26 protein-coding genes and 1 pseudogene are annotated in these 25,046 nt (G+C 48.7%); 20 read left to right on the top strand and 7 right to left on the bottom strand.

What is annotated here, in order from left to right:
• Positions 1 to 38: 38 nt before the first annotated feature.
• Together Q0339_RS01930 and Q0339_RS01925 are read right to left on the bottom strand one after the other, a co-directional pair.
• On the bottom strand, positions 39 to 803 hold the full coding sequence (locus Q0339_RS01930) for a hypothetical protein (protein WP_298077095.1): 765 nt from the start codon (positions 801 to 803) through the stop codon (positions 39 to 41).
• Entirely contained in the window at positions 787 to 1,725 is a 939-nt protein-coding gene (locus Q0339_RS01925) for an ATP-binding cassette domain-containing protein (protein ID WP_298077094.1), read from the bottom strand. Before Q0339_RS01925 ends, Q0339_RS01930 begins: the two co-directional genes overlap by 17 nt.
• 162 nt (positions 1,726 to 1,887) lie before the next feature.
• On the opposite strand from Q0339_RS01925, the gene Q0339_RS01920 reads away from it, so the two are divergent.
• The 6 genes and pseudogenes from Q0339_RS01920 to rhaD all read left to right on the top strand — a co-directional run bounded on the left by Q0339_RS01920 (position 1,888) and on the right by rhaD (position 8,745).
• Positions 1,888 to 2,370, top strand: a complete 483-nt coding sequence (locus Q0339_RS01920) for a MarR family transcriptional regulator (RefSeq protein WP_298077093.1) — start codon at positions 1,888 to 1,890, stop codon at positions 2,368 to 2,370.
• Positions 2,363 to 4,132 (top strand): ABC transporter ATP-binding protein, encoded by a 1,770-nt coding sequence (locus tag Q0339_RS01915; protein WP_298077092.1) that lies wholly within the window; start codon positions 2,363 to 2,365, stop codon positions 4,130 to 4,132. Before Q0339_RS01920 ends, Q0339_RS01915 begins: the two co-directional genes overlap by 8 nt.
• Positions 4,122 to 5,915, top strand: a complete 1,794-nt coding sequence (locus Q0339_RS01910; protein ID WP_298077090.1) for an ABC transporter ATP-binding protein — start codon at positions 4,122 to 4,124, stop codon at positions 5,913 to 5,915. The genes Q0339_RS01915 and Q0339_RS01910 overlap by 11 nt, the downstream gene beginning before the upstream one ends.
• An 89-nt stretch (positions 5,916 to 6,004) precedes the next feature.
• Positions 6,005 to 6,646, top strand: a pseudogene (locus tag Q0339_RS09080) (FGGY-family carbohydrate kinase).
• A 10-nt stretch (positions 6,647 to 6,656) separates the two neighbouring features.
• Positions 6,657 to 7,919, top strand: a complete 1,263-nt coding sequence (gene rhaA / locus Q0339_RS01895) for an L-rhamnose isomerase (RefSeq protein ID WP_070755894.1) — start codon at positions 6,657 to 6,659, stop codon at positions 7,917 to 7,919.
• Between the two features lie 13 nt (positions 7,920 to 7,932).
• Positions 7,933 to 8,745 (top strand): rhamnulose-1-phosphate aldolase, encoded by an 813-nt coding sequence (gene rhaD / locus Q0339_RS01890; protein ID WP_070755892.1) that lies wholly within the window; start codon positions 7,933 to 7,935, stop codon positions 8,743 to 8,745.
• Positions 8,746 to 8,890: 145 nt separating this feature from the next.
• On the opposite strand, the gene Q0339_RS01885 is transcribed toward rhaD, so the two are convergent.
• The gene (locus Q0339_RS01885; protein ID WP_298077085.1) at positions 8,891 to 9,769 is read right to left on the bottom strand and encodes a YitT family protein; all 879 of its coding nucleotides are present in this window, start codon (positions 9,767 to 9,769) and stop codon (positions 8,891 to 8,893) included.
• Between the two features lie 137 nt (positions 9,770 to 9,906).
• On the opposite strand from Q0339_RS01885, the gene Q0339_RS01880 reads away from it, so the two are divergent.
• From Q0339_RS01880 to Q0339_RS01850, 7 genes are all read left to right on the top strand, one after another.
• Positions 9,907 to 10,458 (top strand): hypothetical protein, encoded by a 552-nt coding sequence (locus Q0339_RS01880; protein ID WP_298077084.1) that lies wholly within the window; start codon positions 9,907 to 9,909, stop codon positions 10,456 to 10,458.
• A 30-nt stretch (positions 10,459 to 10,488) separates the two neighbouring features.
• Positions 10,489 to 11,073, top strand: a complete 585-nt coding sequence (locus Q0339_RS01875) for an NAD(P)H-dependent oxidoreductase (protein WP_298077083.1) — start codon at positions 10,489 to 10,491, stop codon at positions 11,071 to 11,073.
• A gap of 20 nt (positions 11,074 to 11,093) precedes the next feature.
• Positions 11,094 to 11,612: a phosphoribosylanthranilate isomerase gene (locus Q0339_RS01870; RefSeq protein WP_298077082.1), complete on the top strand. Its 519-nt coding sequence runs from the start codon at positions 11,094 to 11,096 to the stop codon at positions 11,610 to 11,612.
• Positions 11,613 to 11,615: 3 nt separating this feature from the next.
• The gene (locus tag Q0339_RS01865; protein ID WP_298077081.1) at positions 11,616 to 12,230 is read left to right on the top strand and encodes a hypothetical protein; all 615 of its coding nucleotides are present in this window, start codon (positions 11,616 to 11,618) and stop codon (positions 12,228 to 12,230) included.
• A 131-nt stretch (positions 12,231 to 12,361) separates the two neighbouring features.
• On the top strand, positions 12,362 to 13,273 hold the full coding sequence (locus Q0339_RS01860; RefSeq protein WP_298077080.1) for an ABC transporter ATP-binding protein: 912 nt from the start codon (positions 12,362 to 12,364) through the stop codon (positions 13,271 to 13,273).
• Entirely contained in the window at positions 13,266 to 14,075 is an 810-nt protein-coding gene (locus tag Q0339_RS01855) for an ABC transporter permease subunit (protein WP_298077079.1), read from the top strand. Before Q0339_RS01860 ends, Q0339_RS01855 begins: the two co-directional genes overlap by 8 nt.
• Before the next feature lie 46 nt (positions 14,076 to 14,121).
• Entirely contained in the window at positions 14,122 to 14,943 is an 822-nt protein-coding gene (locus tag Q0339_RS01850) for a Cof-type HAD-IIB family hydrolase (RefSeq protein ID WP_298077078.1), read from the top strand.
• 49 nt (positions 14,944 to 14,992) lie between these two features.
• On the opposite strand, the gene Q0339_RS01845 is transcribed toward Q0339_RS01850, so the two are convergent.
• Complete coding sequence (locus Q0339_RS01845; RefSeq protein WP_298077077.1) at positions 14,993 to 16,666, bottom strand: formate--tetrahydrofolate ligase; 1,674 nt, start codon at positions 16,664 to 16,666, stop codon at positions 14,993 to 14,995.
• Between the two features lie 474 nt (positions 16,667 to 17,140).
• Between Q0339_RS01845 and Q0339_RS01840 the strand changes: the two genes are divergently transcribed.
• The 6 genes from Q0339_RS01840 (at position 17,141) to Q0339_RS01815 (ending at position 22,283) form a co-directional block, all read left to right on the top strand.
• Positions 17,141 to 17,584, top strand: a complete 444-nt coding sequence (locus Q0339_RS01840) for an Rrf2 family transcriptional regulator (protein WP_298077076.1) — start codon at positions 17,141 to 17,143, stop codon at positions 17,582 to 17,584.
• Between the two features lie 66 nt (positions 17,585 to 17,650).
• Complete coding sequence (locus Q0339_RS01835; protein WP_298077075.1) at positions 17,651 to 18,253, top strand: nitroreductase family protein; 603 nt, start codon at positions 17,651 to 17,653, stop codon at positions 18,251 to 18,253.
• Between the two features lie 108 nt (positions 18,254 to 18,361).
• Entirely contained in the window at positions 18,362 to 18,613 is a 252-nt protein-coding gene (locus Q0339_RS01830) for a hypothetical protein (RefSeq protein ID WP_298077074.1), read from the top strand.
• A 226-nt stretch (positions 18,614 to 18,839) separates the two neighbouring features.
• A complete protein-coding gene (locus tag Q0339_RS01825; RefSeq protein WP_298077073.1) occupies positions 18,840 to 20,093 on the top strand; it encodes a DUF4767 domain-containing protein in 1,254 nt (417 codons plus the stop codon).
• A 441-nt stretch (positions 20,094 to 20,534) separates the two neighbouring features.
• Positions 20,535 to 20,855, top strand: coding sequence for a hypothetical protein (locus Q0339_RS01820; protein ID WP_298077072.1), 321 nt, complete (start codon positions 20,535 to 20,537; stop codon positions 20,853 to 20,855).
• A 255-nt stretch (positions 20,856 to 21,110) separates the two neighbouring features.
• A complete protein-coding gene (locus Q0339_RS01815; protein WP_298077071.1) occupies positions 21,111 to 22,283 on the top strand; it encodes a hypothetical protein in 1,173 nt (390 codons plus the stop codon).
• A gap of 265 nt (positions 22,284 to 22,548) precedes the next feature.
• Here the strand turns inward: Q0339_RS01815 and Q0339_RS01810 are convergent, their stop codons facing one another.
• From Q0339_RS01810 to Q0339_RS01800, 3 genes are read right to left on the bottom strand one after another with little or no spacing between them, the layout of a single operon-like run.
• On the bottom strand, positions 22,549 to 23,418 hold the full coding sequence (locus tag Q0339_RS01810; protein WP_298077070.1) for a DUF4097 family beta strand repeat-containing protein: 870 nt from the start codon (positions 23,416 to 23,418) through the stop codon (positions 22,549 to 22,551).
• 24 nt (positions 23,419 to 23,442) lie between these two features.
• A complete protein-coding gene (locus tag Q0339_RS01805) occupies positions 23,443 to 24,012 on the bottom strand; it encodes a DUF1700 domain-containing protein (RefSeq protein ID WP_298077069.1) in 570 nt (189 codons plus the stop codon).
• Positions 24,005 to 24,322: a PadR family transcriptional regulator gene (locus Q0339_RS01800; protein ID WP_023391732.1), complete on the bottom strand. Its 318-nt coding sequence runs from the start codon at positions 24,320 to 24,322 to the stop codon at positions 24,005 to 24,007. Before Q0339_RS01800 ends, Q0339_RS01805 begins: the two co-directional genes overlap by 8 nt.
• Positions 24,323 to 24,514: 192 nt before the next feature.
• On the opposite strand from Q0339_RS01800, the gene Q0339_RS01795 reads away from it, so the two are divergent.
• The coding region (locus Q0339_RS01795) for a copper ion binding protein (RefSeq protein ID WP_298077068.1) at positions 24,515 to 25,046 on the top strand (532 nt) is incomplete at its 3' end.

Below are 25,046 nucleotides of genomic sequence, written 5' to 3'. Positions count from 1 at the left end.
CAGTTTGCATACTGATGGACTGGCTTATTTTTGTGGCTTTATAAGTCACGTCTTTTGAAAATCTGGTAGCCTAGGCAGCCGAAGATGGTACTTAGGATTAGTGACAGGCCCACGGCCAGGGCTAGGTTGGGGTCTGATAGGAGGGCGAAGTCGGCTTGCACATCGACGTAGCGCAGCCAGGTGATTTTTGGCAAGAGCATGGCCAGATAATTGGCGGAAGGTCCGAATAGGAAGAAAAAGACCAGACTGATGGGGATGGAATGGGTCAAGTGGAGGAGGGTCAGGATGACGGCCACCCAGAATTGGATGAAGAGCCATTGGAGCAGAAGGACTTGGACTCCTTGTCCAAGCACCTCGGGACTTAGACCCGACATATCCAGGAAGAGACTGGCATATAGATAGCGGGTGCTGGTGTAGAGGAAGAGGTTGAAGCCGGTTAAGAGGAAAATCATCAGCCATTTATTGAAGTAGTAGCTGAAACGGGAAATGCCGGCGGACAGAGAATTTTTATAGAGTTGGTGGTTGAGTTCAGGTCCCACCAAGTAGAGGGTCAAAAAGAGCATAAAGATCTGAATACCAGCTCCACTCTCAATGGCCTGGCTGACAGCGGTCAAACCATCCAATCTCAGCTGCTCCAGGCCCTCGGCACCGCTGACTCCTTGGAGGCCCGAGATAAACTTGAGGACGGTAGGATGAGCTAGTAGGACAATGAGGAAGTTGAAGGCCAGTAGCAGGATTTCCATGGTCCAGAAACCCTTTGAATGAATCAGGCGGCGGAAATCGGCTTTAAGAATGGCTAACATGGTGAGCATCCTCCTCGTGAATCAATTGGGTAAAGTAGTTTTCTAGGTTCTGTTTAGCATAATAAATCTCATCCAGGGCCACTTGGCCTTGAACCAGGGCAGTATTGACGGCCGACAACTGGTTGGCAGGCGCGAAGACATGGATTTCACCCGTTTCGGCCACCACCTTGAAGGGATAGCTGAACTGGCTTTCTAGCAGACGGCTGGCAGCTTCCACCGCATGGGTCTTGAGGACAATATAGTCTTCGGACAGGCTATCGAATTCGGTCTTGGAGATTTCCTTAATTAGCCGTCCGTCTTTGATAAAGCCAAAGCGGTTAGCCAGTTGCTGGAGCTCGCTTAGGATGTGGCTGGAAATAATCATGGTCATGCCTAACTCGCGGTTGAGGCGGAGGAGGAGGGCGCGCAAGTCGCTAATGCCGATGGGGTCTAGGCCGTTGACCGGCTCATCCAAAATGAGCAGGTCGGGCTTGGCCAAGATCGCCAGACCGATAGCTAGGCGTTGCTTCATGCCCAGAGAGAAGTCCTTGAAGGGCTTGCGACCGGCATTCTGCAAGTCGATTAATTCTAGGGTCTCCTGGATGACTTGCTCGGCTTGGGGCAGGCAGAGGAGGGTGGCTTGGTAGCGTAGGTTCTCGTAGGCCGACAGATTAGGGAAGGCGGCTGGTGACTCAATGACGGCACCCACCCGAGTCAGGGCCTGGCTCCACTCCCGGTCGCTGCTAGAGCCGAAGAGGGAGACGCTACCGGAGCTAGGGTGAATGAGTCGTGTGATGAGTTTGAGTAGGGTCGTTTTACCGGCCCCGTTTTGGCCGATTAAGCCGTAGATGTCGCCTTCTTCTAGGCTGAGGCTGACCTGGGTCAGGGCCGGGCCAGAGGCATAGTTTTTAGTTAGGGACTGGGTGGTCAGGATGGGGGTCATGTTGAACACGTCCTTTCTGCTAATTAGGAGCTTGGCTCCTTGATAGTTCTAAGTATAGGACCTAAAAATCAAATATCTCTCAAGCAATTCTAAAGTATTTCTAAAGTTTTGTCGAGAGGCTGCAACTTGCCAAGGGCTTGGGCCTATGCTAAAATAGTTATCATGATAACTATTGACGGAGGGATGCCAATGGAAGGTTGTATCCATGACGCGGTGGTCTTCAGCCATCGCCTTAAAAATCAAGCTCAGAACCTAGCTAAGGAAGCCGGGATGGATTGGTTAGCCGGTCCCCAGGGGCGGGTAGTGACCTATCTCTTCCACCACCAAGAGAGGCCGGTTACCATGATGGAAGTAGCAGAGAAAATGAAAATCTCTAAGCCGGTGGCTAGCCAACTCTTCAAGCGTATGGAGAAGAATCAGCTGATTGACATTAAGCCTGATCCCCACGATAAGCGGCGCAAGTATGTGACCCTGACCGAGCAAGGCCTGGTCAAGCAAGCCCAGGTCGGTCATTTCTTGACCACCATCCACGACCAATTGTTGGAAGGACTTAGTGAGCAAGATCTAGCAGTCTTCCATCGGGTAATTCACCAATTGACACAAAATCTGGAACATATTGAATACAAAGGAGTAGACCATGTTTAAATTAATTAAGCGACTCAGCGCCCGTGAATGGGGGATGGTGGGTCTTACCGTGGCCTTCATCTTCCTAGCCGTCTACTTGGACTTAGAAGTTCCAAGTTATATGAAGGAAGTGGCCACACTCTTACAAACACCAGGCGTGGGCCTAGACCAGTTAATGGGCCCTGGCGCCCTCATGTTGGGCCTATCTCTGGCTAGTTTCGCCAGCCTAGTTATGGTGGGCTTCCTAGCCGCCCGTCTAGCCGCTAGCTATACCACCCGTTTGCGGTCGGACATCTATAGCCAAGTCCTCAGCTATTCGGATGCTGAAATCAAGCGTTTCAGTATTCCCTCTCTCTTGACCCGGACCACCAATGACATCAGCCAGATTCAGCTGCTGATTACCATGGGCCTCCAGGTCATCGTTCGCGGTCCTATTATGGCTATTTGGGCCATGACCAAGATTGTGGGCAAGTCCGAGGCCTGGCTTTGGGCAGTGGGGGTAGCGGTCTTAATCAACATTTTAATGACCGTAGTTCTCATGACCTTGGCCTTTCCTAAGCAAGCGGTCATTCAGAAATTAACTGATAAGCTCAATGCCGTTACCCGCGAGAGTCTGATGGGGATTCGGGTCATTCGGGCCTATAATGCTGAGGACTACCAAGATGCCAAGTTCGAAGCCACTAACAATGAAGTGACCCGTCTCAACCTCTTCGTTAACAATCTCATGGCTATCTTCAACCCTATTATGTCGGGGATTTCCTCAGGTTTGACCCTGGCCATCTATTGGATCGGGGCCTATCTCATTGCCTCCGCTAACTTATTTGATAAAGTTGGCCTCTTCAGTGAAATGATTGTCTTCATGTCCTATGCCATGCAGATTGTCATCGGCTTCCTCTTGATGGGGATTATCTTCTTCATCCTACCTCGTAGCTTGGTGGCAGCGGGCCGGATTAATGAAGTCCTAGAACTAGAACCAAGCATTCATTCACCAGCCCAAGGCCAGTCTCCAGACCCAAGTCTCAAGGGCCAAGTCACCTTCCAAAATGTGACCTTCCGCTATGCCCAAGAAGCTGAGCCGGTCATCCAAGACGTGTCCTTCCAGGCTCAAGCCGGTCAAACCGTGGCCTTTATCGGGTCAACCGGTTCAGGCAAATCCACCCTAGTTAACTTGATTCCACGCTTCTACGATGTGTCAGAAGGCCAAATTCTGGTCGACGGCGTCAACGTGGCCGACTACGACTTAAGCGAACTGCGCAAGCGGGTAGGTTATATTCCTCAAAAGGCTGTCCTCTTCTCAGGCGACATCCAGTCTAACCTGGATATGGGGGATAGCTTAGAAAGCCCACTGACGGAAGACAAGATGTGGCAGGCCCTTGAATTGGCTCAAGCTAAGGACTTTGTGGAGGCCAAGGAAGGCGGCCTAGCCGAGCATGTGGCTCAGGGCGGGACCAACTTCTCTGGTGGTCAACGTCAACGTCTGGCCATTGCCCGGGCTCTGGCGCGTAAGCCAGAAATCCTGATCTTCGACGATTCCTTCTCTGCCCTGGATTATAAGACCGACCGTATCTTGCGTGAGGCCTTGACCAAGGAGACGGCCCACATGACTAAGTTGATTGTGGCTCAACGGATTTCCACCATTATGGAGGCTGACTTGATTCTGGTCCTAGACCAAGGTCGAGTGGTCGGCCAGGGGACCCACAAGGAATTGCTCAAAGACAATGCAGTCTATCGCGAAATTGCTTACTCTCAATTATCCAAGGAGGAATTAGAAGATGGCCAATAAGACATCCAAACCATCCCTCTTTAAGGGGATAAAACCTCATATTCAAGGCTTTCAACTGCCCTTGGTCTTGGCTCTGATTGGGGCGACCATTTCCAGTATGATTACGGTCTACGGGCCACGTAAGTTGGAAGAAATGACTAACCTGATTGGCCAAGGCATGTCAGGCAATATGGACCTCAAGGCCATCTCAGCTGTGGGCTTCTTGCTAGCTGGGCTCTATGCCTTCGGGGCGGTCATTAACTACCTACAAGGTTTCATTATTACGACTGTGATTCAGCGACTGTCCCAGCGTCTGCGCCGGGCTATCGCGACTAAGATTAACCGTCTACCCTTGGCCTACTTCGATAGTCACTCCCAAGGGGATACCCTGTCACGGGTGACCAACGATGTGGATACTGTAGGCCAATCCCTTAACCAGAGTCTGGCCAATGTGATTTCTTCGGTCATCATGATTATCGCGGTTCTGATTATGATGTTCACCGCTAATGTTATCCTATCGCTGGTGACGGTGGTTTCCGTCTTCGTGGGCTTTATCCTGATTATGTTTATCGGTATGCGGGCCCAAGCCTTCTTCAAGGCCCAACAAGTCAACTTGGCGGCCGTCAACGGCTTTGTGGAGGAAACTTATTCGGGTCACAATGTGGTCACCAGCTACAATGCCGTGCCTGAGTCTCTGGCCCAGTTCGCCAAGCTCAATGGCCAACTCCATGACAGCATCTGGAAGTCTCAATTTATCTCGGGCATTATGATGCCGCTCATGATTTTCATCGGCAACTTCGCCTATGTCTTAGTCATTATCGTTGGCGCCGTCTTGGCCCTACAGGAGGGCAGTGGCGTGACCATGGGGACCATCGTGGCCTTTATGGTCTATGTGCGGATCTTCGGTCAACCCATTTCCCAACTGGCCCAAGGCATGACCTCCCTGCAACAAGCGGGGGCGGCCATGAGTCGGGTCTCCGAATTCCTCAATGAAGAAGAAATGGCGGATGACCACCAACTGCCACAGGCCTTGACCGACATTAAGGGGCAGGTCACCTTCGACCAGGTTTCCTTCGGTTATGCGCCTGATAAGACCATCATCAATGACTTTACGGCCCAAGCCCGTCCTGGTAAGAAGATTGCCATTGTAGGGCCGACTGGGGCAGGGAAGACCACCATTGTTAACCTGCTTATGAAGTTCTATGAAATCAACCAGGGGACCATCGCCATTGATGGCGTGGACCTGGCTCAAATGAAGCGGTCAGAAGTCCACGATGCCTTTGCCATGGTCCTACAGGACACCTGGCTCTTTGAAGGGACCATCAAGGAAAACCTGATCTTCAACCAGACTGGCATTAGTGACCAACAGGTAATCGAGGCTGCTAAGGCGGCCGGCGTCCACCACTATATCATGACTCTGCCTAAGGCTTACGACACGGTTCTGGATGACACGGTCACCTTGTCAGTTGGGCAAAAGCAGCTCATGACCATTGCCCGCGCCTTGCTTAAGGACGCGCCACTGCTAATCCTGGACGAGGCCACTTCTTCGGTGGATACCCGGACCGAGGAACTGATTCAACAGGCCATGGATACCCTCATGGAGGGGCGGACTTCCTTCGTCATCGCCCACCGTCTGTCGACCATTAAGAATGCCGACTATATCCTGGTCATGCAGGAAGGTCGTATTATCGAACAAGGCAACCACCAGGAGCTCATGGCTCAAGGCGGCTTCTATGCTGACCTCTATAACAGCCAGTTCGATAAGAATTCTAGTGGTATGGACTTCGAAGAACTCTTGGCTTAAAGGCCACTAAAAATAGCTACTGGTCTTCTGTTCGATTCTTCCAAAAAGGCTAAGAAGCAAATAGCTGAGGTAAAGGACTTGGTTCTCTATTGTGCGGGACCTGGTCACATGTTGGTATAGAGAATGACTTGCCCCTAGTAAATGCTAAGACCTATCAAGCAAACTACACCAATGAGTGGGGTGTTTATCATACCTACCGCCTTTTAAAAAATATCACAGGTATGTGGTGCTTGCAGGAGATTGCGCGTCTAACAGATTACCAATTTTCCTATCAGGAAATGGCAGAGCAAGCAGCAAGCGTACATGCCTTTTTACAAGAAATCGACCTGAACCATGATCGTTTTAACAACCCTAAAAACATGATTGGGGAGATTCAAGCCGCCTGTCGTGAAAGTGGGCAGCCTATACCGAAGACTGTGGGAGAATTAGTCATGTGTGTCTATTCTAACCTAGCGCGTATTTATGCTAGGGAGTTGAAGTAATTGGAAGTCTTAAGTGGCAAGACGATTGATTACCTTCATGTAGTGGGTGGAGGTTCTAACGTGAGCTTGCTCAATCAGTTAACTGCCAATCTCATTGGGAAAGAAGTCATTGCAGGGCCGGGAGAGGCTACTGCGATTGGAAATATTCTGGTACAAATGGTTAGTGTTGGAGAATTTGAGAATCTCTCGCAAGCTCGTCACTGGCTAGCGTCATCTAGTAGTTTTGAATGTTACAGACCGCAAATTTAAGGAGAAAAACATGAACGAATTACAAATTAAACAAGCCTATCAAGTTGCTAAAGAACGCTATGCAGCAATCGGTATTAATACCGATAACGCCCTCGAAAGGCTTCAAAATATTAAGATTTCTGTACACTGTTGGCAAGGCGATGACGTACGAGGCTTCCTTACACCGGATGGTGAACTGACGGGGGGCATCATGTCAACGGGGAATTACCCAGGTGCTGCCAAAACACCAGATCAGCTTCGCCAAGACTTGGAAAAGGCCTATAGCTTGATTCCTGGGCGACACAAGCTAAATCTGCATGCCATTTATCTGGATACAGATGAGAAAGTGGATTTGAATCAAATTGAACCAAAGCACTTTGAAAAATGGGTAGCGTGGGCTAAGGAGCAGGGTGTGGGGCTTGATTTTAATCCTACCTTCTTCTCGCATCCTATGATGAAGGATGGGCTGACTTTGTCACACCCCGACAAAGAAGTGCGTGACTATTGGATTGAACATGGGAAGCGAAGTCGAAAGATTGCTGCATACATGGGGAGAGAATTGAATCAAGTCTGTTACAACAATTTTTGGGTGCCAGATGGATATAAGGACAATCCGATTGATCGCCTAACTCCTCGTAAACGCTTGATGGAGTCTCTTGACGAAATCTTCTCTGAACAACTGGATGAAGCTTGTACTCAAGATACGGTCGAAAGTAAGTTGTTTGGTATCGGTGCGGAAGCTTATACAGTCGGCTCCCATGAATTCTATATGGGGTATGGCCTAACGCGAGACAAAATGATTCTTCTAGACGCAGGACATTTTCATCCAACTGAAGTAATCTCAAATAAATTATCTTCACTTGCCTTGTTTGGAAAAGGTCTTATGCTACATGTATCTCGTCCAGTGCGTTGGGATTCAGATCACGTGGTGATTATGGACGACGAGTTGCAAGATATTGCTAAAGAACTAGTACGTAATGACTTGTTGGATAAGACAGTAATTGGCTTAGACTTCTTTGACGCTACAATTAATCGGATTGCTGCCTGGGTAATTGGTAGCCGTAATACTCAAAAAGCTCTCTTAAAAGCCTTGCTTGAGCCAACAGCTGACTTGAAGGCTATGGAGAATCATTTTGACTTTACCGGTCGTTTGGCTTATACGGAGGAGCTGAAAGACTTCCCTTATGCAGATGTTTGGAATTATTTCTGCTTGCAAAACAAGGTCCCAGTAGGTCTGGATTGGTTAGACGATGTCCGTCAATACGAAAAAGAAGTATTAAGTAAACGAAACTAGAAAAGAGGCAACTATGAAATTTATAGAATCTTCCTTTGTAAAAAAAATGTGTGAAGTAACCTATGAGTCCTATCTACGATATTGGGATGAGCGAAACGGCGGCAACGTTTCCTGCCGCTTAAGTGCGGAAGAGCTTGTGGGCTACGAGGATATTTCTGAGGTTAGGTCAAGTCATGAATTGGGTTTTAAGGCATCCGATTTAGCTGGACAATACTATCTGGTAACGGGGACGGGACGCTATTTTCGTAATGTAACTAAGCAACCGTTGCTTGACTTGGGGCTCGTTCGTATTTCAAATGATGGCTTAAGCTATGATGTTGTCTGGGGCTTTGAAGATGGCGGACGACCAACTTCTGAATTTCCTAGCCATTTGATGAGTCATATTGAGCGTCTGAAGATTAATCCGGCCCATCGGGTAATCTTCCATTGTCATCCAACTAACTTAATTGCTCTAACGTTCACTCAGGATTTGGATGAACGTCACTTATCGCGACTACTTTGGAAAATGCAGGCCGAGTCCTTAGTGGTTTTCCCAGAAGGTGTGGGTCTCATTCCCTATATGACACCAGGCACAACAGAGATAGGGGAAGCAACCGCAAGAAAAATGGGCGATTTTTCAGCAGTAGTCTGGCCCCATCATGGGCTCTTTGCTTCTGGAAACTCACTCGATGAGACCTACGGCTTGATTGAGGTGATTGAAAAAGCGGCAATGATTTACAGTCAAATTGGCGCTCAAGGGGGCCGTATAAAACAAGATATTAGCGATAATCAGCTTAGAGAATTGGCTGCACGCTTTAAGGTGACCCCTAGAAAAGACTTTCTATAAAACGTTGTGATCACAAGGAGAGCTTAGGCTCTCCTTTTTTATAATACTTTACTAGTTCTGAATAGCTTATTTGCATTAAAAGACACCCCATAAATTGGATAAAATAATCCAACTTATAGGGTGTGTGCGAGCCTTTTTTGTTGTCTTATAATTCGTAGGAGTGTTCCTTGAAGTTGCCCAAGATATTGTTGATGTTGGTAATGGTGATGAAGGACTTGGGACTGGTTTGGGCGATAATTTTCTTGAGGGTATGCAGCTCATTTTGCTGAATAATGAGGATGATCATGTATTGTTTCTGGTGGGAATAGCCACCTTCCACTTCAATAATGGTCGAGCCCCGGCCCAGACGGGAGTTGATGGCAGACACGACTTCTTGCGGATTGAGACAGATAATCGAACATTGGATATAGGCCGAGAAGAAGCGTTGGATGTTCTTCATGGTCTGGTTACGGACGAAGCTCATAATCAGGGCATACATGACGTGTTGAATGTCGAAGGTCAGCCAGATCAAGCTGTAGACCAGGATGTCCTGCATGAGGAAGACCGTCGGGATGCTCCATTTGAAGCGCTTGGCCAGGAATTTACCGGTAATGTCGGTCCCGCCTGTTGAAGCACCCGCAATCAGCAGAAAGCTCATGGCAATCCCAGAGATGATGCCACAGAAGATGGCGGACACTAGAGAATCGTGGAGTTCAACTGGGGCTACCATATTGGGCAGATTGTTAATGAGGAAGGAGGAGGCGAAAATAGTGGCCCCGGTTAGTAGGAGAAATTGCTTGCCGATATATTTGTAGGCAATGTAGAAGAGGGGGACGTTGAGGGCTAATTGGGTGGTCCCAATGGGAATGCCGAAATACTTCTGCATAATCAGGCCAATCCCGATAGTGCCACTGGCCCCGATCCCGTTATAAGGGACTAGTAGGCCGGCATAGACACTAAAGAGTAGAATGCCAATGATCAGGAGGAGGATGTCTTTGAGTCGTTTGTGTTGGTGGGGGGCATAGACGCCTTCAAGCAGTTGCATAATCGCAGTCAAATCCTTTACAGTATACTATTCATCTATCATTTTAATAATTCTGGACTCATAAATCAAGGATAAGGGGGAGGACTTGGGGCCTAATTGCCTTTGTGCTATAATAGAGCTATCAAGGAGGTGTTAAGATGGAGCCAACCAATGTCAGGAAACTGAGTCCAGAGGACAGGGACAAGCTGGTCCTTAAGCTGGAGCGGGAAGAGGCCGACCTGACTGAGCGCGACTACGATCGCTACCAGGAGCTGATTAAACAGGACCTAAGTGGTCTGACCGCTAAGAAAATCGTCCAGTCCCTGCTGGCTCTGCTTGATACCCTACAAGACGGTCTGATCTTTGTCTTGGGCTTCGTGCTCTTGGTCCTAGTAGTGGAATTCTTTAATGGTCACTTGGACCAGGCCTGGCCTTTCTTAGAAACCATGCTGACGGGGCTCTTGGCCCTAAGGCCGGATCAGTTTGTCTGGAACCTGACCTCGCTCTGCTTAGTCTTCCTGGTTGCTATGAATGTCTACAACCACTGGCGCTTCCGCCAGGCCATGTTGAGATTACAGGTTTCAGTGGATGCCATGATCCGGGTTCAAGCCGAAATCGCCCAGCGTCCTGTCGTCCTGACCCGTCTGGCCAGCTACCTCTACGAGTATGGCTTCCAACGTCTCTTAGCTGAGGAGGAGCAAGCCGACTAACACGTCATAGATTATAAGGAGGTAATCACCATGAAAGTCTTAATTGTTTATGCCTACCCAAATCATCAAGGTCTCAATGCTCAGATTCTAGCCCGAGTGCAGGCTGGGCTAGCGGGCCGCCATGAGGTCAAGACCCTAGATCTCTACCAGGAGCATAAGGAAAAGGGCTTTGATCCCTGCCTAGTCTTCGATCAAGACCATAAACGTCGCGATTTAGACAAGGACCCGCAAATGGCCCCTTATCGCGACTTGGTGACTTGGGCTGACCATCTAATCTTCATCTATCCCATTTGGTGGGGCGGCATGCCTGCTATACTTAAGGGCTTTGTTGATCGCGTCTTGGTTAAGGGCTTTGCCTACGATTATAGTGATAATCCAATCCCTCAAGCCCTGCTTAAGGGCCGAACCGGCTGGGTCATCACCACCCACGATACAGTAGGCTTCTTCGCCCGCCTCTTCATGCAGGATTATGGTCGCGTTTTAGCTCGCCATATTCTGCGCATGGTGGGCATTAAGCCAGTTCAACAAAGCCAATTAGCCTATGTGCGTGGCAGCAAGCCTGAGAAAATTGCGGCCTTCCTAGATAAAATTCAAGCCCAAGCGGCCAGCCTCTAAGAAGGGAGCCAAGTGAGTTGATGACCAGTCCCTTATTTGAAGCCTTTTTAAGCATTGCTAGAGCCTTGAATGAGCGGGGCCTTGTGCCCCTCTTAATGGGCTCAGTCGGTCTTGAAGTCCGGACGGGCCGATCCTGGCAGGCGCGCGACCTGGACATCCATGTGCCGGGTGACCCGCGGGGGTGGGAGGCGTCTGACCACTTACGCATCTATGACTTTGAGCTGCTTGAAGGCCTGATGGAAGATCTGGGCTATGTCTTGGTAGACCGGCACGAGCATGAATTTCAAGGGCCTGCTGGCTCAGTAGAGTTTGGCGTGCTGGATACTTTGCCAGACTTTGCCGGCGTGGCCTTGGAGGACCTGCCCCTGGAAGACTGTCAGGGGGTCCGCTTCTATTTACCTACCATGAGCCAGTATCTGGCCATCTACCGGGCTTCCTCCCAGGATTCCTATCGCAATGATCAAAATAATCATAAAGACTTTGCTAAGATCGCTTATTTAGAAGAGCGCTTAGCATTAGATTGTCAAATCAAGGAGTAAACCATGTCGCAAAAACCATCCCCACCACGTCCCCGGCTTAAGAGTCATTTTCCGAGGCATCGCATCTATGGCCTAGGCCTTCGCTCTCGCTATGGGGCCATTGCCCGTTGCCTAGCAAGCCTAGTCTTCATGTATATTTTTAGAGTTGCACTGATATTATTTGCTGCGCCTCTAATCGCCCGCTTGCTCTGGCTAATCCGCCAATGCTGGCTGATTCGCCGCCACAATAAGGAGTGCTGGCACTACCTAGTCCAAAACTATCCCCAAGTGGAAAGCGATGACTTCCAGCCTGACCGGGAGTGGCCCGAGATTACCTGCATGGTCTATCAGAACCACCTAATCTTCTGGGGCGATGGACTAGAGGTCTGGCATTTCAATGATATTCTGACCATGGATTTCGATATTAACTGGGAAGAGCCCGACCAGAATATGCGGCCAGCTGAGTCCAGCCGCCACCAACGCAACTGGTGGGGCCGACTGCAGAAGACTCGCTATCTGATTGTGTCCCTAGCTAACTGGCAAGTCCTAGAGCTACGCCTGCCCAAGAAGGCAGAAGAAGTAGACTTGGAAATCGCCATTGACGAGCTCAAGGAGTATTTTGCTCAGGCGGAGTATTAGTTAGGCTAGCTTCAAAGGAGGCGCCAAAATTAGTGCCCAAGGGTATGGGAAAGAGATTCAAATAAATTCAGAGTTCACCGTCATATATTTTCTTTGCTTGATTGATGTCGTAAGAGGAGCGCGAAAAGCTAATGGTAATTGAGATTAATGGAGTTAATAAGAAAATTGGGTCAAAAGAGGTTATTCAAGATGTCTCTTTAAGTATTGGGAGAGGCCAAGTCTTCGCCTTGCTGGGACCCAATGGGGCAGGGAAGACTACCCTGATTCGTATCATTTTAGGTTTGTTGAAGGCTGAGACGGGGACCATTAGGCTCTTTGGCCAGGAGCTAACTGCTCAATCCCGGTCTGATCTCTTATTGCGTATTGGGGTTCAAAATGATGGGAATCTCTATGAAAATCTAACGCTTGAAGACAATCTGGCCTTATGGGGTCAAATCTATGGTTTAGACCAAGCCACGATCAAAAAACGCCTAGTTGACTTGAAGCAGAAGTTTCATTTAGAAGCCTATTCCAACATGCCAGTAGGGAGTCTCAGTAAGGGTAATCGGCAGAAAGTCATGCTGGCTAGAGCCATGTTTCATAATCCTGAGGTCTTGATTTTGGATGAGCCAACAACAGGGCTAGACCCAGCTGCCATTGATGAGTTTTATGACTTCATTAAGACCCTCAAGCAGGAGGGCGTGACCATTATCATGTCCACCCACTATCTCTATGGCATGGATGGCGTGGTCGATAGTATTGGCATTATCTCTGAAGGAAAGATCCTAATCAGCGATGCAGTGGATAAGCTACGTCGCCAAGATAAGCAAGTCCATTTTGAAGGTAAATTTAACCCTGATCATATCAAGGAATTAGATGCCCATGGCCAGGTAGCGGGGAATCTGCAGGATGAATTTACCGTCTCAGTGGAGAGCGATAATCAACTAGCTGACCTGGTCAGAAGCTTAGTTCAAAAAGGCAATGACATTCATTATGTCTATAAAGTAAGGGAAACCGTCAAAGAAATATACTTTAGAATTATTGGGGTAGACAGCCATGAATAGACATCAAATAAAGGTCATAATCAAAAAGGAATACAAGGAATTAGTCAAGGAGAAAGGCTTACTGCTGTCCTTACTGTCCATGGCCATTATCTTTAGCCTTGTCCTTCCAACCCTCATATTACTTGTGGGCACGAGTAAGGAAATGTCGGCTAGCATAGTGGGTCTTAATACTTTTCTTGAACAGTTTAAGCTTATCGATTATCCAGCTTATCTGACCAAGGAAACCATACCCCTCTACGCTGTCCTGACCTACTTCTTCTTACCGCTATTTATGTTGCAGCCTATTATGTTTGCGACGCTATTAGCCAGCAACAGCTTTATTGGGGAGAAGGAGCACAAGACTTTGGAGGGCCTTTTATACACGCCCCTATCGCCAAAAATCCTGATTCTAGGAAAAGCCTTAGGTTGTGCCTTGCCGTCCTTGGCCCTGTCCACGCTTTCCTCTCTGGCTTATACCTTAGTGGTGAATACACTAGGCTGGGGCTATTTTGGGCATTTGATCTTGCCTAATCTGACCTGGATATTAGTAATCCTAGTGATTTCGCCTCTGCTGGTCTTTTTATCAATCTTGCTGATTATTGGCAGTTCACAATATTTGAAGAACAGTAAGTCAGCCCAAGGGGTAGCCATGATCATCGTAATGCCAATCATCGGTATCTTGCTTTCTCAATCCACCGGGGTCTTAATTCTAGGTGTCTTTGAAACGGTGGTCTTTATCGCGGTTTTAGTTCTACTCGTGATGGTAACCTTCTTGCTTCTTATGAAAATATTCAATTTTGAGAAATTTATTCTCAATAATTAAGGCGTCTGTCAACGATTAGTAAGCACAAGCTAGCAAGGAGGCAGCCATGATTAGACATCTTTTTTCCGATATGGACGGAACCATTCTGCGGGAGGACGGCCGCATTAGCCCGGAGACGGCCCAGGTCATTCGTCAAGTTGGCCTGCCCCTGACTCTGGTATCAGCCCGCTCGCCTATGGAAATGCGGGAAGCTATCGACCAGCTGGGCCTGCATGATGTCCACGTGGGCTTCAATGGGGGCTATATTTTCCAAGCCAGCCCTGAGGGCCACCAAGTCATTCATGAGGTCCGGATGGAATATGAATTAGCTAAGACCCTGGTCCTGGATTTAAGAGGTCGTTATCCTGACCTCAGCATCAGTGTCTTCGACGATCAGACCTGGTTTGTGGACCGCTACGATGACTGTGTGGCCTACGAGCAGAACTTGACTGGTCTAGACTATGTCTTGGTGGACTATGAGGACTTCTTCCAGGCCCCTTGGCGCAAGGTCTTCAAGCTCATGCTGGTAACCTTCGACCATGACCTCATGGAAGAGGTCAAAGCCTATTTGCCAACAGCCTATCCAGAAGCCGAAATTGGTCTCTACCAGACCAGCATTCCTTATCTGGAAGTCACGCCGCGCCTGGCCCAGAAATCTCTGGGTATCCAGTATATTCAGGAGCGCGAAGGCTTGACCCGACAGGAACTCATGGCCTTTGGCGATGGGACCAATGACCTGGCCATGTTCCAGGTGGTAGGCCAGGCGGTGGTTATAGCCAATGCCAGTGAGGCCATTAAGGCCCAGGCGGACTACGTGACCCTGTCCAATCAAGAAGACGGCGTGGCCCATGCCTTGCTGCATTACTTGCCAAGTTTACAAGATAAATAAAGAGAGCCTCTGCCATCTGGCAGGGGCTCTTTGCTTGTTTCGGATTAGGTTAGAAGAGGCCGGTCACCTTGCCGTCGGCATCGATGTCGATACGTTCAGCGGCAGGGGATTTAGGCAGACCTGGCATGGTCATGATGTCGCCGGTCAAGGCCACGATGAAGCCTGCGCCGGCAGAGACCTTGAGTTTCTTAATGGTGACAGTGAAGTCCTTAGGTGCGCCAATCAGGCTAGCATTGTCGGAGAAGGAGTACTGGGTCTTGGCCATACAGATTGGTAGCTGGCCGAATCCCAGGTCTTCCAGTTCCTTGAGCTCACGCTTGGCCGCTGGGGTCAGGCTGATGCCTGCGCCACCGTAGACCTTTTGGACGATCTTAGTGATCTTGTCTTGGATGGAATCTTCCAGGTCGTAGATGTAGCGGAAGTCCTTAGGAGCTTCCGTCAGAGCCACTACTTTCTCAGCCAAATCGCGACCGCCGGCCCCGCCTTGGCCCCAAACATCGGAGATAGACACGTCGACGCCACGGGCTTGGCAGGCTTGGTAGACGGCCTCGAGTTCAGCCTCGGTGTCAGTTGGGAACTTGTTGATGGCCACGACCACTGGCAGGCCAAAGGATTCTTGGATGGTAGCCAAGTGCTTGTCCAAGTTAGGCAAGCCAGCCTTGACGGCATCCACGTTTTCAGGACCTAAGTCCGTCTTAGGTACGCCACCGTGCATCTTGAGGGCCCGGATGGTGGCAACTAGCACGACTGCGTCAGGCTCTAAGTCAGCCAGGCGACACTTGATGTCTAGGAATTTTTCTGCACCTAGGTCAGCGCCGAAGCCAGCCTCGGTGACCACATAATCGGCTTGGCGGAGGGCTAGCTTGGTTGCTAGGACCGAGTTACAGCCGTGGGCGATGTTGGCGAATGGTCCACCGTGGACAAAGGCAGGAGTGCCTTCCAGGGTTTGAACCAGGTTAGGGTTAATGGCATTCTTGAGCAGGGTGGCCATGGCGCCTTCAGCCTTGAGGTCAGCGGCCGTCACAGGGCGGCCGTCGAAGGTATAGGCCACGATGATGCGAGCCAGGCGCTCCTTGAGGTCAGATAGGCTGGTCGCCAAGCAGAGGACCGCCATGATTTCGGAAGCGACGGTAATGTCGTAGCCGTCTTCGCGCGGTACGCCGTTAATCTTGCCTTGGAGGCCGTTGACGATATGACGCAACTGGCGGTCGTTCATGTCGACCACCCGTTTCCAGGTGATACGACGGCTGTCGATGCCTAGGGCATTGCCGTGGTGGATGTGGTTGTCCAGCATGGCCGCCAGCAGGTTGTTAGCCGCGCCGATGGCATGGAAGTCCCCGGTAAAGTGCAGGTTGATATCTTCCATGGGAATGACTTGGGCATAGCCGCCCCCAGCGGCGCCCCCTTTGACCCCAAAGACTGGGCCAAGGGAGGGTTCGCGCAGGGCGATGGCGGCCTTCTTGCCAATCAGGGTCAGGGCATCAGCCAGACCTACTGAGGTCGTGGTCTTACCTTCGCCAGCAGGCGTAGGGGTGATAGCAGTCACTAGGACTAGTTTGCCTGGCTTGCTTGCTTCTTTGGGCAGGGAAGCCAGGTCCACTTTGGCGATGTGATGGCCGTAGCGGAAGAGGTTTTGGGGTTTTAAGCCCACTGAAGCAGCGATGTCCTCGATGGGGCGAGGGCTAACAGAGTTGGCGATTTCAATATCAGATAGATGGGTCATGGATTAGCGGTCCTCCTAGAATGCTTGGTAATGGCCAGCCCTTGCAAGGGGCTTCTGCTATGATTATAACAGAAATGTCAGGCCTTGTGGCTAAAAAACGAATGGCCAGGGCCAAGAAAAATGGCCTCGTTCGTGTTTAGGATTAGGGCAAATGGAAGGGGCCAACCTGCAGGACTCAAAAAAATTTGTCCTTGAACTCGCTCTGGCTAAGTCAAATTGGCTAGAAAGGGCTCTATATCAAGGAAAAATGAAGCCTAACAATTTTAAGTCAATGGGGTTGACAAATAAAAGACAGGGTGGTAAGATTTAAACATAAACTTGTAACACAGAAAGTTACAAGTTAGCATTTGACAATAAAGGAGGGTAGATTAAGGAGTTGTCCCAGTAGCCAATGGTAAACCAGGCAGACGGTTGCTTAAGCAGCCTTAAGTCGTCACAACCATGGTAAGAAAGTAAGAAATAGGGTGTGAGTCTATGCAAATATCAAGTCGCTTTACCATTGCAATCCATTCATTGGCCGTCATCTATTTGAGACAAGACCAGCAGCGCGTGACCAGTAACTTCCTAGCGGAGAGTATTCAGGTCAACCCCGTGGTCGTTCGGTCGGTCCTATCCGGCTTGAAGGCGGCGGGCATTATCGAGTCGCGTCAAGGCAGTGGGGGGTCACGCTTGGCCAAACCCCTGGATGCCATCACTTTTTATGATATCTATGTCACGGTAGACAGTGTCGATAAGGATGGGCTCTTTAATTTCCATCCTAACCCACATCAGGACTGTCCGGTAGGCCGCAATATTCACCAAGCGGTAGATGGCAAATTGATACAGATCCAAGCGGCCATGGAAAATGAGCTCAAGCGCATCACCATGCAAGATGTGGTAGATGATTTAGAAAAGGCCATTGCGCAAAGCGCTCAATAATCTAAGTAAATTAAATATCCCTTGGGGATTAGAATATATAAAATAGAAAGAATAGAGGTAATTAATATGTCAAACTTTAACCAATTACAAGCAAAACGTCGTTCAATTTACGCACTCGGTAAGGAGCTGCCAGTTTCTAACGATGCTCTTGTTGAAATCGTAGAAAAAGCCATGAAAGAAGCACCATCTGCCTTCAACTCTCAATCTAGCCGTGCTGTCATCTTATTCGGCAAAGAGTCTGAAGACTTCTGGAACGAGATTGCTTATAGCGAACTTGAAAAGGTAACGCCAGCGGAAGCTTTTGAAGGGACTAAAGGTCGTTTAGCAGGTTTCGCAGCAGGGGCTGGGACCATCCTCTTCTTCGAAGACCAAGAAGTCGTAGAAGGCTTACAAGCTAACTTCCCACTCTACGCTGACAACTTCCCAATCTGGTCAGAACAAGCCCACGGGATCAACTTATACGCAGTATGGTTGGCATTGGCTGAACAAAACATCGGCATGAACGTGCAACACTACAACCCATTAGTTGACGAGAAAGTAGCCGCTAAATACAATATCCCATCTACTTGGAAATTACGTGCTCAAGCACCATTCGGTAGCGTGGTAGCGCCAGCTGGCGACAAAGAATACATGGCTGACCAAGATCGCGTTAAGTCATTCGGTAAATAAGACAAGCTATAGCTTGTGGAGGACAGAGGTCTGAAGGACCTCTGTCTTTTTTGTTGCTGCCTCGGTCTGCCTTGGCCTGGTCGGGTGCTTAGGGCAAAGTGGACCCTTGTGGCGGGACCGGCTCCAGCCTCGCAGGGGCGAGTCTTCCGCCTTGGCGGTCTATGGTGTCCTAACTCGCTGCGCTCCAAGGCCACTCATACGCCCGCCATCCTTGAGGCCACAAGGGCCACTTTGTCCGCACCCGGCCTAGCCAAGGCTGGGGTGTGTGACTTGGAAATCGGGGCTCAAGCCAAAAACTTGGTTTGGGGCTGGACCGGTTGGCGCTTGTCCAGCCAGTCTCTCGCCTTGCCTAGCTATTGAGTCCCTAAGTCGCTGCGCTCCAAGGGCCTCTAATGCGCTAGTCATCCCTTTAGCCCCTGGCGCAAGTCTTTGGTCGCCCTAATTTCCATAAGTTGGTGTTGAAGTTAGGGCGAATAATTTGTCAGCAAAGCCTGTATTTAAATGGTCTAGGACTTTTTATTTTTGGTAGAGAAGACTATAATTAGGGTGTAAGTAAAAGTCACAAGCAAAAAGGAGGCGCGTCACCATGAGTAAGCGGTATGCATTACTCGTCGGTACGGTTATTGGAGCCCTAGCCCTGAGTGGGTGTGGGCATGGTCAAGGCAATCAAGGAGCTACTAGCACACAGGTCGCGAATTCTGTGACCAGTGAATCCGTCAGCAGTGTGTCTACTAGTCAATCCAGTCATAGCCAGTCAAGTAGTCAGTCAGCAAGTGAGGCCAAATCTCAAGGGGCCTCGCAAGCCAGCCAGGAGCCGGCTAGCAGTCAGGCTCAGCCCTCTTATTTCAAGCAGATGCAAGCTGCCTATCAAAAACAGTTGGACTACCGCGATTCGCTGAGTGAAGACGCGCGGTCTTCAGTCCAAGTGCCTTTTACCGCGGCCTATCAGGAAGGGGAGCGGCTCAAGGGTCTCCACCCTCAAGATAGCCAACGCATTGAGCAGGAGTCAGCAGACTTTCAGCACTATCTCAATTGGGATAAGCAAGCCTTTGCTTCCTTCTTCCTCAAGTGGGCCCAAGGCATGAAGCAAGACTATCGGCCTTTGCATTTGGAGGATTTTGTGGGTATTGGCGACAGCAGTAATCGGCTCAAAAACGCCACCGTCCATGGGCAAGCCGTGACCTGGAATATTATGGGCAATGTCAAAAACGCTCGGTACGATTACCTGGTCTTGGATAGCTATGAGACCACCGATTCGGACCCAAGTCAGCGTCATCTCTACCTCTTCACTCTCCATCAAGGCCAGCCCCAAGTCCTCTACAGTCAGGCCCATTTGTCTGACAGCGATAAGTTAGATTTCAAAGAGACCGAGAATCAGGAATTGAGTCAGGGCTTTGCTAAGTATCTCAATCCTGACAATCGGGACAGTGGCCAGACGAGTGATGAGGGCACAATCGCGGGGCCAAGTGACATTAGAAAGGATCATATTGCCCAAGTCATGGAAGCCTACGGTAAGGCCCAAGGCCAAACTTACCAGGCCGCAACCCCAGCTACAGCCTTGTCATATTATGATTTGGCGGTTCCCGACCAAGTCCTTAACCAAGCCAAAGTGGACGGCCAAGCAGCAAGCTTCCAATTCTATGGCATGCAGCTAGGCAAGAGCGACCTCAACTATGAAGTGACGGCTATTTATGTGCGCCTAGATGGCAAACAGGTCATAGCCTTTGTTAAGCGTCACAATCATGCCTATATTTTGGAAGCCACGTCCCAACCAGACCAAGAGGGTCAGGTCTCCTTCCAAACCACCCAAAACCCAGATTTAATGTCAGCATTTGATTAGTTAAAAAGGACCCAGCCTCTTTGTTAGGGGCTGGGTCCTTTTTGTTTCTGCCTCGGTCTGCCTTGGCCTGGTCGGATGCTTAGGGAAAGATGGCCCTTGTGGCGGGACCGGCTCCAGCCAGCCTGCGGCTGTCTTCCGCCTTGGCGGTCTATGGTGGCCTAAGTCGCTAGCGCTCCAAGGCCACTCATACGCCCGCCATCCTAGTGGCCACAAGGGCCACTTTGCCCGCGTCCGCCTAGGCCAAGGCTAGGGACTAGCGTTAAAAATTGAGCTCCTGGAGCAAGTCTTTGGCCGCCTCAATTTCCTTAAGTTGGTGCCGAAGTTAGGATGAAAAAATAGTCGGCAAAGCCTGTATTTAAATGAAGTAGGCCTATTTATTTTTGTTTTAGAGGGCTATAATAAGGGTGTAAGCAGAGTTATCAGCCAAAAGGAGGAAGCGTTATGTTTGTTGAAAATGATTATATCTTGCGCCAAATTAAGCAGGTCATTCGTAATTTAGCGGGCCTCTTGAATTTGCAGACGGTTTTTGATTTGCTGAGTGACACCATCGACATTCGGGATGAAGCCACCGTTCTTAGGGTGACCAATGACTACTATGCGGAATTAATCCGTATAAAATTACAAAGTAAAGGGGCGGACTATCTCAAACGACTGAGTGAGACTTCTGGTGTGGAGCTTGATGCCCTAAATAAACTGATTGACGGTCAAGAGATGTTGGGTCAAGAACAAGTAGCGAGATTAAAAGCTTATTTTGGTGACTGACTTTGTGGAGCAAAGATATCTTTTAGTTCAGGAGCCAAACTACAGGAAATCTCGGATTTTTAGGAGAGAGTTCTCATCTATCAGTCACTGATGATTCATCTTGATTTTAGGCTGAGTGGGTGTGATTGACTTCTTGTAACTAAATCAGTGGTATGTTTGTAAAACTTATAGTAGAAGAAGTAGTAATTATAATATGATTATTTTTGTTGTTTAAATTTATATTTCAAACGCAAATAAATTCGAAGGAGAGTAAGGATGAACAAAAACGCAAAAATATCAACCGCAATATTTTTAGGTATTGCTACACTTGTGATTTTATATCCAGGAAGTGTCTTTCATCATCTTTTTGCACTTATAGTCATTATAGGATTATTTTATTGGTGTAGAAAAGAGATAGTAGAAGAGATTGATGACAAACGAGATAAGTATAAACTTATAAGAGAGAAAAAATTGTATTATGTCACTGAAAAAGGGTACTTAACTGATTTGAAAAGTCGCCAAGAGATTGACCAAGCTATTTTTTCTGTAATCTACGGAACCATTTTCCTGATATCCATAGTGACTTTATTTACTGTGAAAATCCAGTTTCCAGAAATTGTGCAATACATTATATTGACAATACTGATTCTTGGGATAATTATGTCTTCGAGGTTCTATATTCCTAGCTTGTTTTATTATTCTGTTCCACTCATTTCTACAATCATTTTCTTCAGTATCAATGATTTTGAACATCTTTCAAGCGTAGAGAGTATTGGGACTTTTCTTATCAATTCAAGTTTATTTTATGCTTTGTTGACTTTAATTTTACCCCTTCATTCTATTAGGAAGATTACTAACCGATCTTGGCTGGTTGGTGTTTTAATATCTCTATCAATTTCATTGTTATTGCAGTATATTCCGGGTAATATGATGAAAAATATGTATTCTAGTGTTTATGAATATAGACAAGTTACGATTGATATAATCGAAAAATCAGGTGCCTCCTTCGAGTTCATAACATTCTTAAAATCCAATCCTTTAGTAATGGAAATCTTAAAGGGTGTTCAACATGACCTTTATGATCTGTTAAAATATAAGAACTTGGCGACAGCGTCTTCCATTTTTTCTTTAGTTTCTTTCTTGTCTATTTCTTCGTATTCACTAGGTAAAATCTTATTTGATTTAAAGCTTAGACTAGGTGAAGCTAAGGCAAAGGATATCTATGAGAAATTAGAAAACCAAGAAAATGTTGATTATGAGGATTTAAGAGACTGTATTTTTTATGGTGGAGAGAAGTACCAAGACAAAATATTCTCTAATCCAGAGTATAAGAAGACTATTATTAGTACGGAGCAAGGGTTTGAGTTTTATGTTGAGAAGCGCAACTGGGTTATTGGCATTTCACATTTTACCCAAAATGTAGTTGAATTTCTGAAAAAGCGGATATAATCATATATTTAGCCCCCAAAGCTTGGCAAGGTGGCTGCAGGGCAAAGTAGCCCTTGTGGCATTAGGATGGCGGGCGTATGAGTGGCCTTGGAGCGCAGCGACATAGGCCACCATAGACCGCCAAGGCGGAAGACAGCCGCAGGCTGGCTGAAGCCGGTCCGCCACAAGGGCCTAGCTTTGCCTAGAGCGGCCGCCGTGGCCAGCCCAGCCAAGCCAGAAGCAGGTAGACAAAAAAGAGGCCCTAGGGCCTCTTTTTCTATCTCGATTATTCTGAGAATTGGACGTTAACATTGCCAGTTGACGAGTGGGCCTTGACTTTCTTGCTGGCGCCTTCGTTTTCTTGGGTTTTGTTGCCCATGGTCTTGGTGTCGATTTGATAGTCCTTGCGTTTGCCTTGAATCGTGGCCTTAATATCACCCGTTGAAGAGGAGAGTTCAATGTCTGGGACATCATTCAAATCCTGAATGTCCAGGCTCCCAGTTGAACTATTGGCCTTGAAGGTCGTGCCACTGGCTTGGGTTTGCTTGGTGCGGATATCACCCGTTGAAGCAGATAGGTCAAAGTTTTGGCCGGAAACCTGGTCAAGGCTAATCTTACCCGTTGAGGCAGAGACGTTGATATCCTTGCTAGCCTTAACCTTTTCTAGCTGGATGTCGCCAGTCGAGTCGTCGAGTTTGAGGTTGTCCTTGAGGTTAAGGTCGCTGACGGTGATGGACCCAGTCGAAGACCTGACGTCCACTTTGGCGGCCAGCTCCTTAGGAAGGGTAATGTTAATCTTGTGGGAATTGAAGATACCGAAGGGGTTGAAGGACCAGAAATTGAAGAAGAAGAACTGGCCCTTGGATTGCATAATCAGGCGGGAGCCTTCTTGCTTGATGTTATAGTTGATGCTGCGATCTTCGGTATAGTCAATCTTGATGTCGGATTGGTCAGCGCCTGTGACGGTCACATCCGCAATCGAAGCCTTGACGACCAACTCGGTCACATCGCTAGCTGAGGCTTGGTATTGCTTGTTCTCTGGCGTTCCGGCCATACTGAAGCGGGTTAGGTCGCCACCCGATAGGGCGAAGGCCGTCCCAATGGACAAGAGACCAATGATAATGAGTAAAATGGCGATTTTAGTCAGGTTTTTCATAAATAAGCTCCTTTCTAGGTGAGTCTAGTCGCGACGAGAGTGAATCCAGCGCAGTCGATGGTTGAGATTGCGGAAGCCGCGTTGGGCCCATGGCAAGAATAGGAGACCTAGACCGACTAGGGAAAGACCTGCCCCGAAGTTGAAGAGGGCATTAATCAGGTTGAAACCGGAGGTGAAGGGGCTGGTCACCGCTATGAATGCACCGCCAAAAATAAGGGCAAAGACCGTGACATAGAAGGCGAAGAGTAGGGATGCCATCACCAAAACCAAGGCAAAGCCTATAGCGCCGACCGTTATAATAAGTGGCAACCAGATGGGGAAGGTCAGGGCAATCAAGACCCATTGGCCACCCGAAATAGGGCGTTTGGGTTTGAGTTTTTGTTTGACCCGCTCAAAGGGTGACATTTCCGCTAGAATCCGGTTGGCAATTTCATCTAAGTCACCCAAGTCCGCTACGGCTTGCTCCTCGGTCATGCCTTCATCTAGGCGGTCATCAATCATTTCGTCGAAGAAGGACAGGGTGGTGGCCAGTTCTTCCTCGGGTAGGCCAGCCAAGCGCCGGGCTAGTTGGTGTTTGAAGTCGTATCTATTCATGTCGATCATCTCCTAGGATAAAGTGGTAGGCTTTCATGACGGCGTCCCAGTCCTGGAGAAAGTTCTGGATTTGACTGTGGCCGACATGGGTCAGGCGGTAGTACTTGCGTAGACGTCCCTTATGCTCAATCGAGTAGGCAGCCACCGCCTGGTTGGCTTCCAGTCGCTTGAGGATGGGGTAGAGGGTGGATTCGGAGATCGGAATGTATTCCGACACATCTTTGACAATTTTGTAGCCGTAGGAGTCTTCTTGGCGCAGGGCGGCCAATACACAGACTTCCAAAAGGCCACGCTTGAGTTGAGCTTCCATAGGCGTTCTTCCTTTCTACACCTATACTATACAACGCATAGTATAATGCGTCAAGGGATATTCTGGCATAAAGAGTAAAATCGGTCTTAAGTCTGAGAAAAAAGAGGGGTTTACAAATGTAATCTAAGGTGTTATACTAGAAATGAAGATTACACTTGTAATCTAAAAATGAGATTAAGGAAGGTGATGACCATGTCACAAGAATATGCGGTTCAAGGCTTGTCTTGCGCTTCTTGTGCCCATGCAGTGGAAGTAGCCCTGCAGGCCGTAACGGGCGTCAAGTCAGCACAAGTTAATTTAGCAACTGAAAAAGTCAGCCTGGAGACAGAAGGGAGTGTCAGCCCCCTAGACTTGCAGGCAGCGGTCCAGGCGGCCGGTTATGATTTGGTCCTGCCCCAAGTGACGCAAAACTTCGCCCTAACAGGCATGTCCTGTGCTTCTTGCGCGGCCAATATTGAGTCTGCAGTCAGCAGCCTGCCAGAAGTCAGCGCGGCTAGCGTCAATCTGGCCACTGAAGTCCTGTCGGTGACCTACCAGCCAGGCGCTATTAATGAAGAAATAATTTGCCAAACCGTGGCAGAGGCCGGCTATCAAGCCCAGGTCCTAGCAGATCAAGCTGGAGCTAGCCAAGCGCAAATCCAGCAAGAGGCGGATCAGGCGGCCCAAGCAAAGGCCAGCCACCAAGCAGCCCTCTGGCGTCGTTTCTGGCTGTCGGCCATTTTCG

Origin of the sequence: uncultured Abiotrophia sp. (genome assembly GCF_938010525.1) — a bacterium.
Taxonomy (GTDB): domain Bacteria; phylum Bacillota; class Bacilli; order Lactobacillales; family Aerococcaceae; genus Abiotrophia.
The sequence above is the reverse complement of the archived record's forward strand: the minus strand, read 5'-3'. Positions and strand labels throughout refer to the sequence as shown.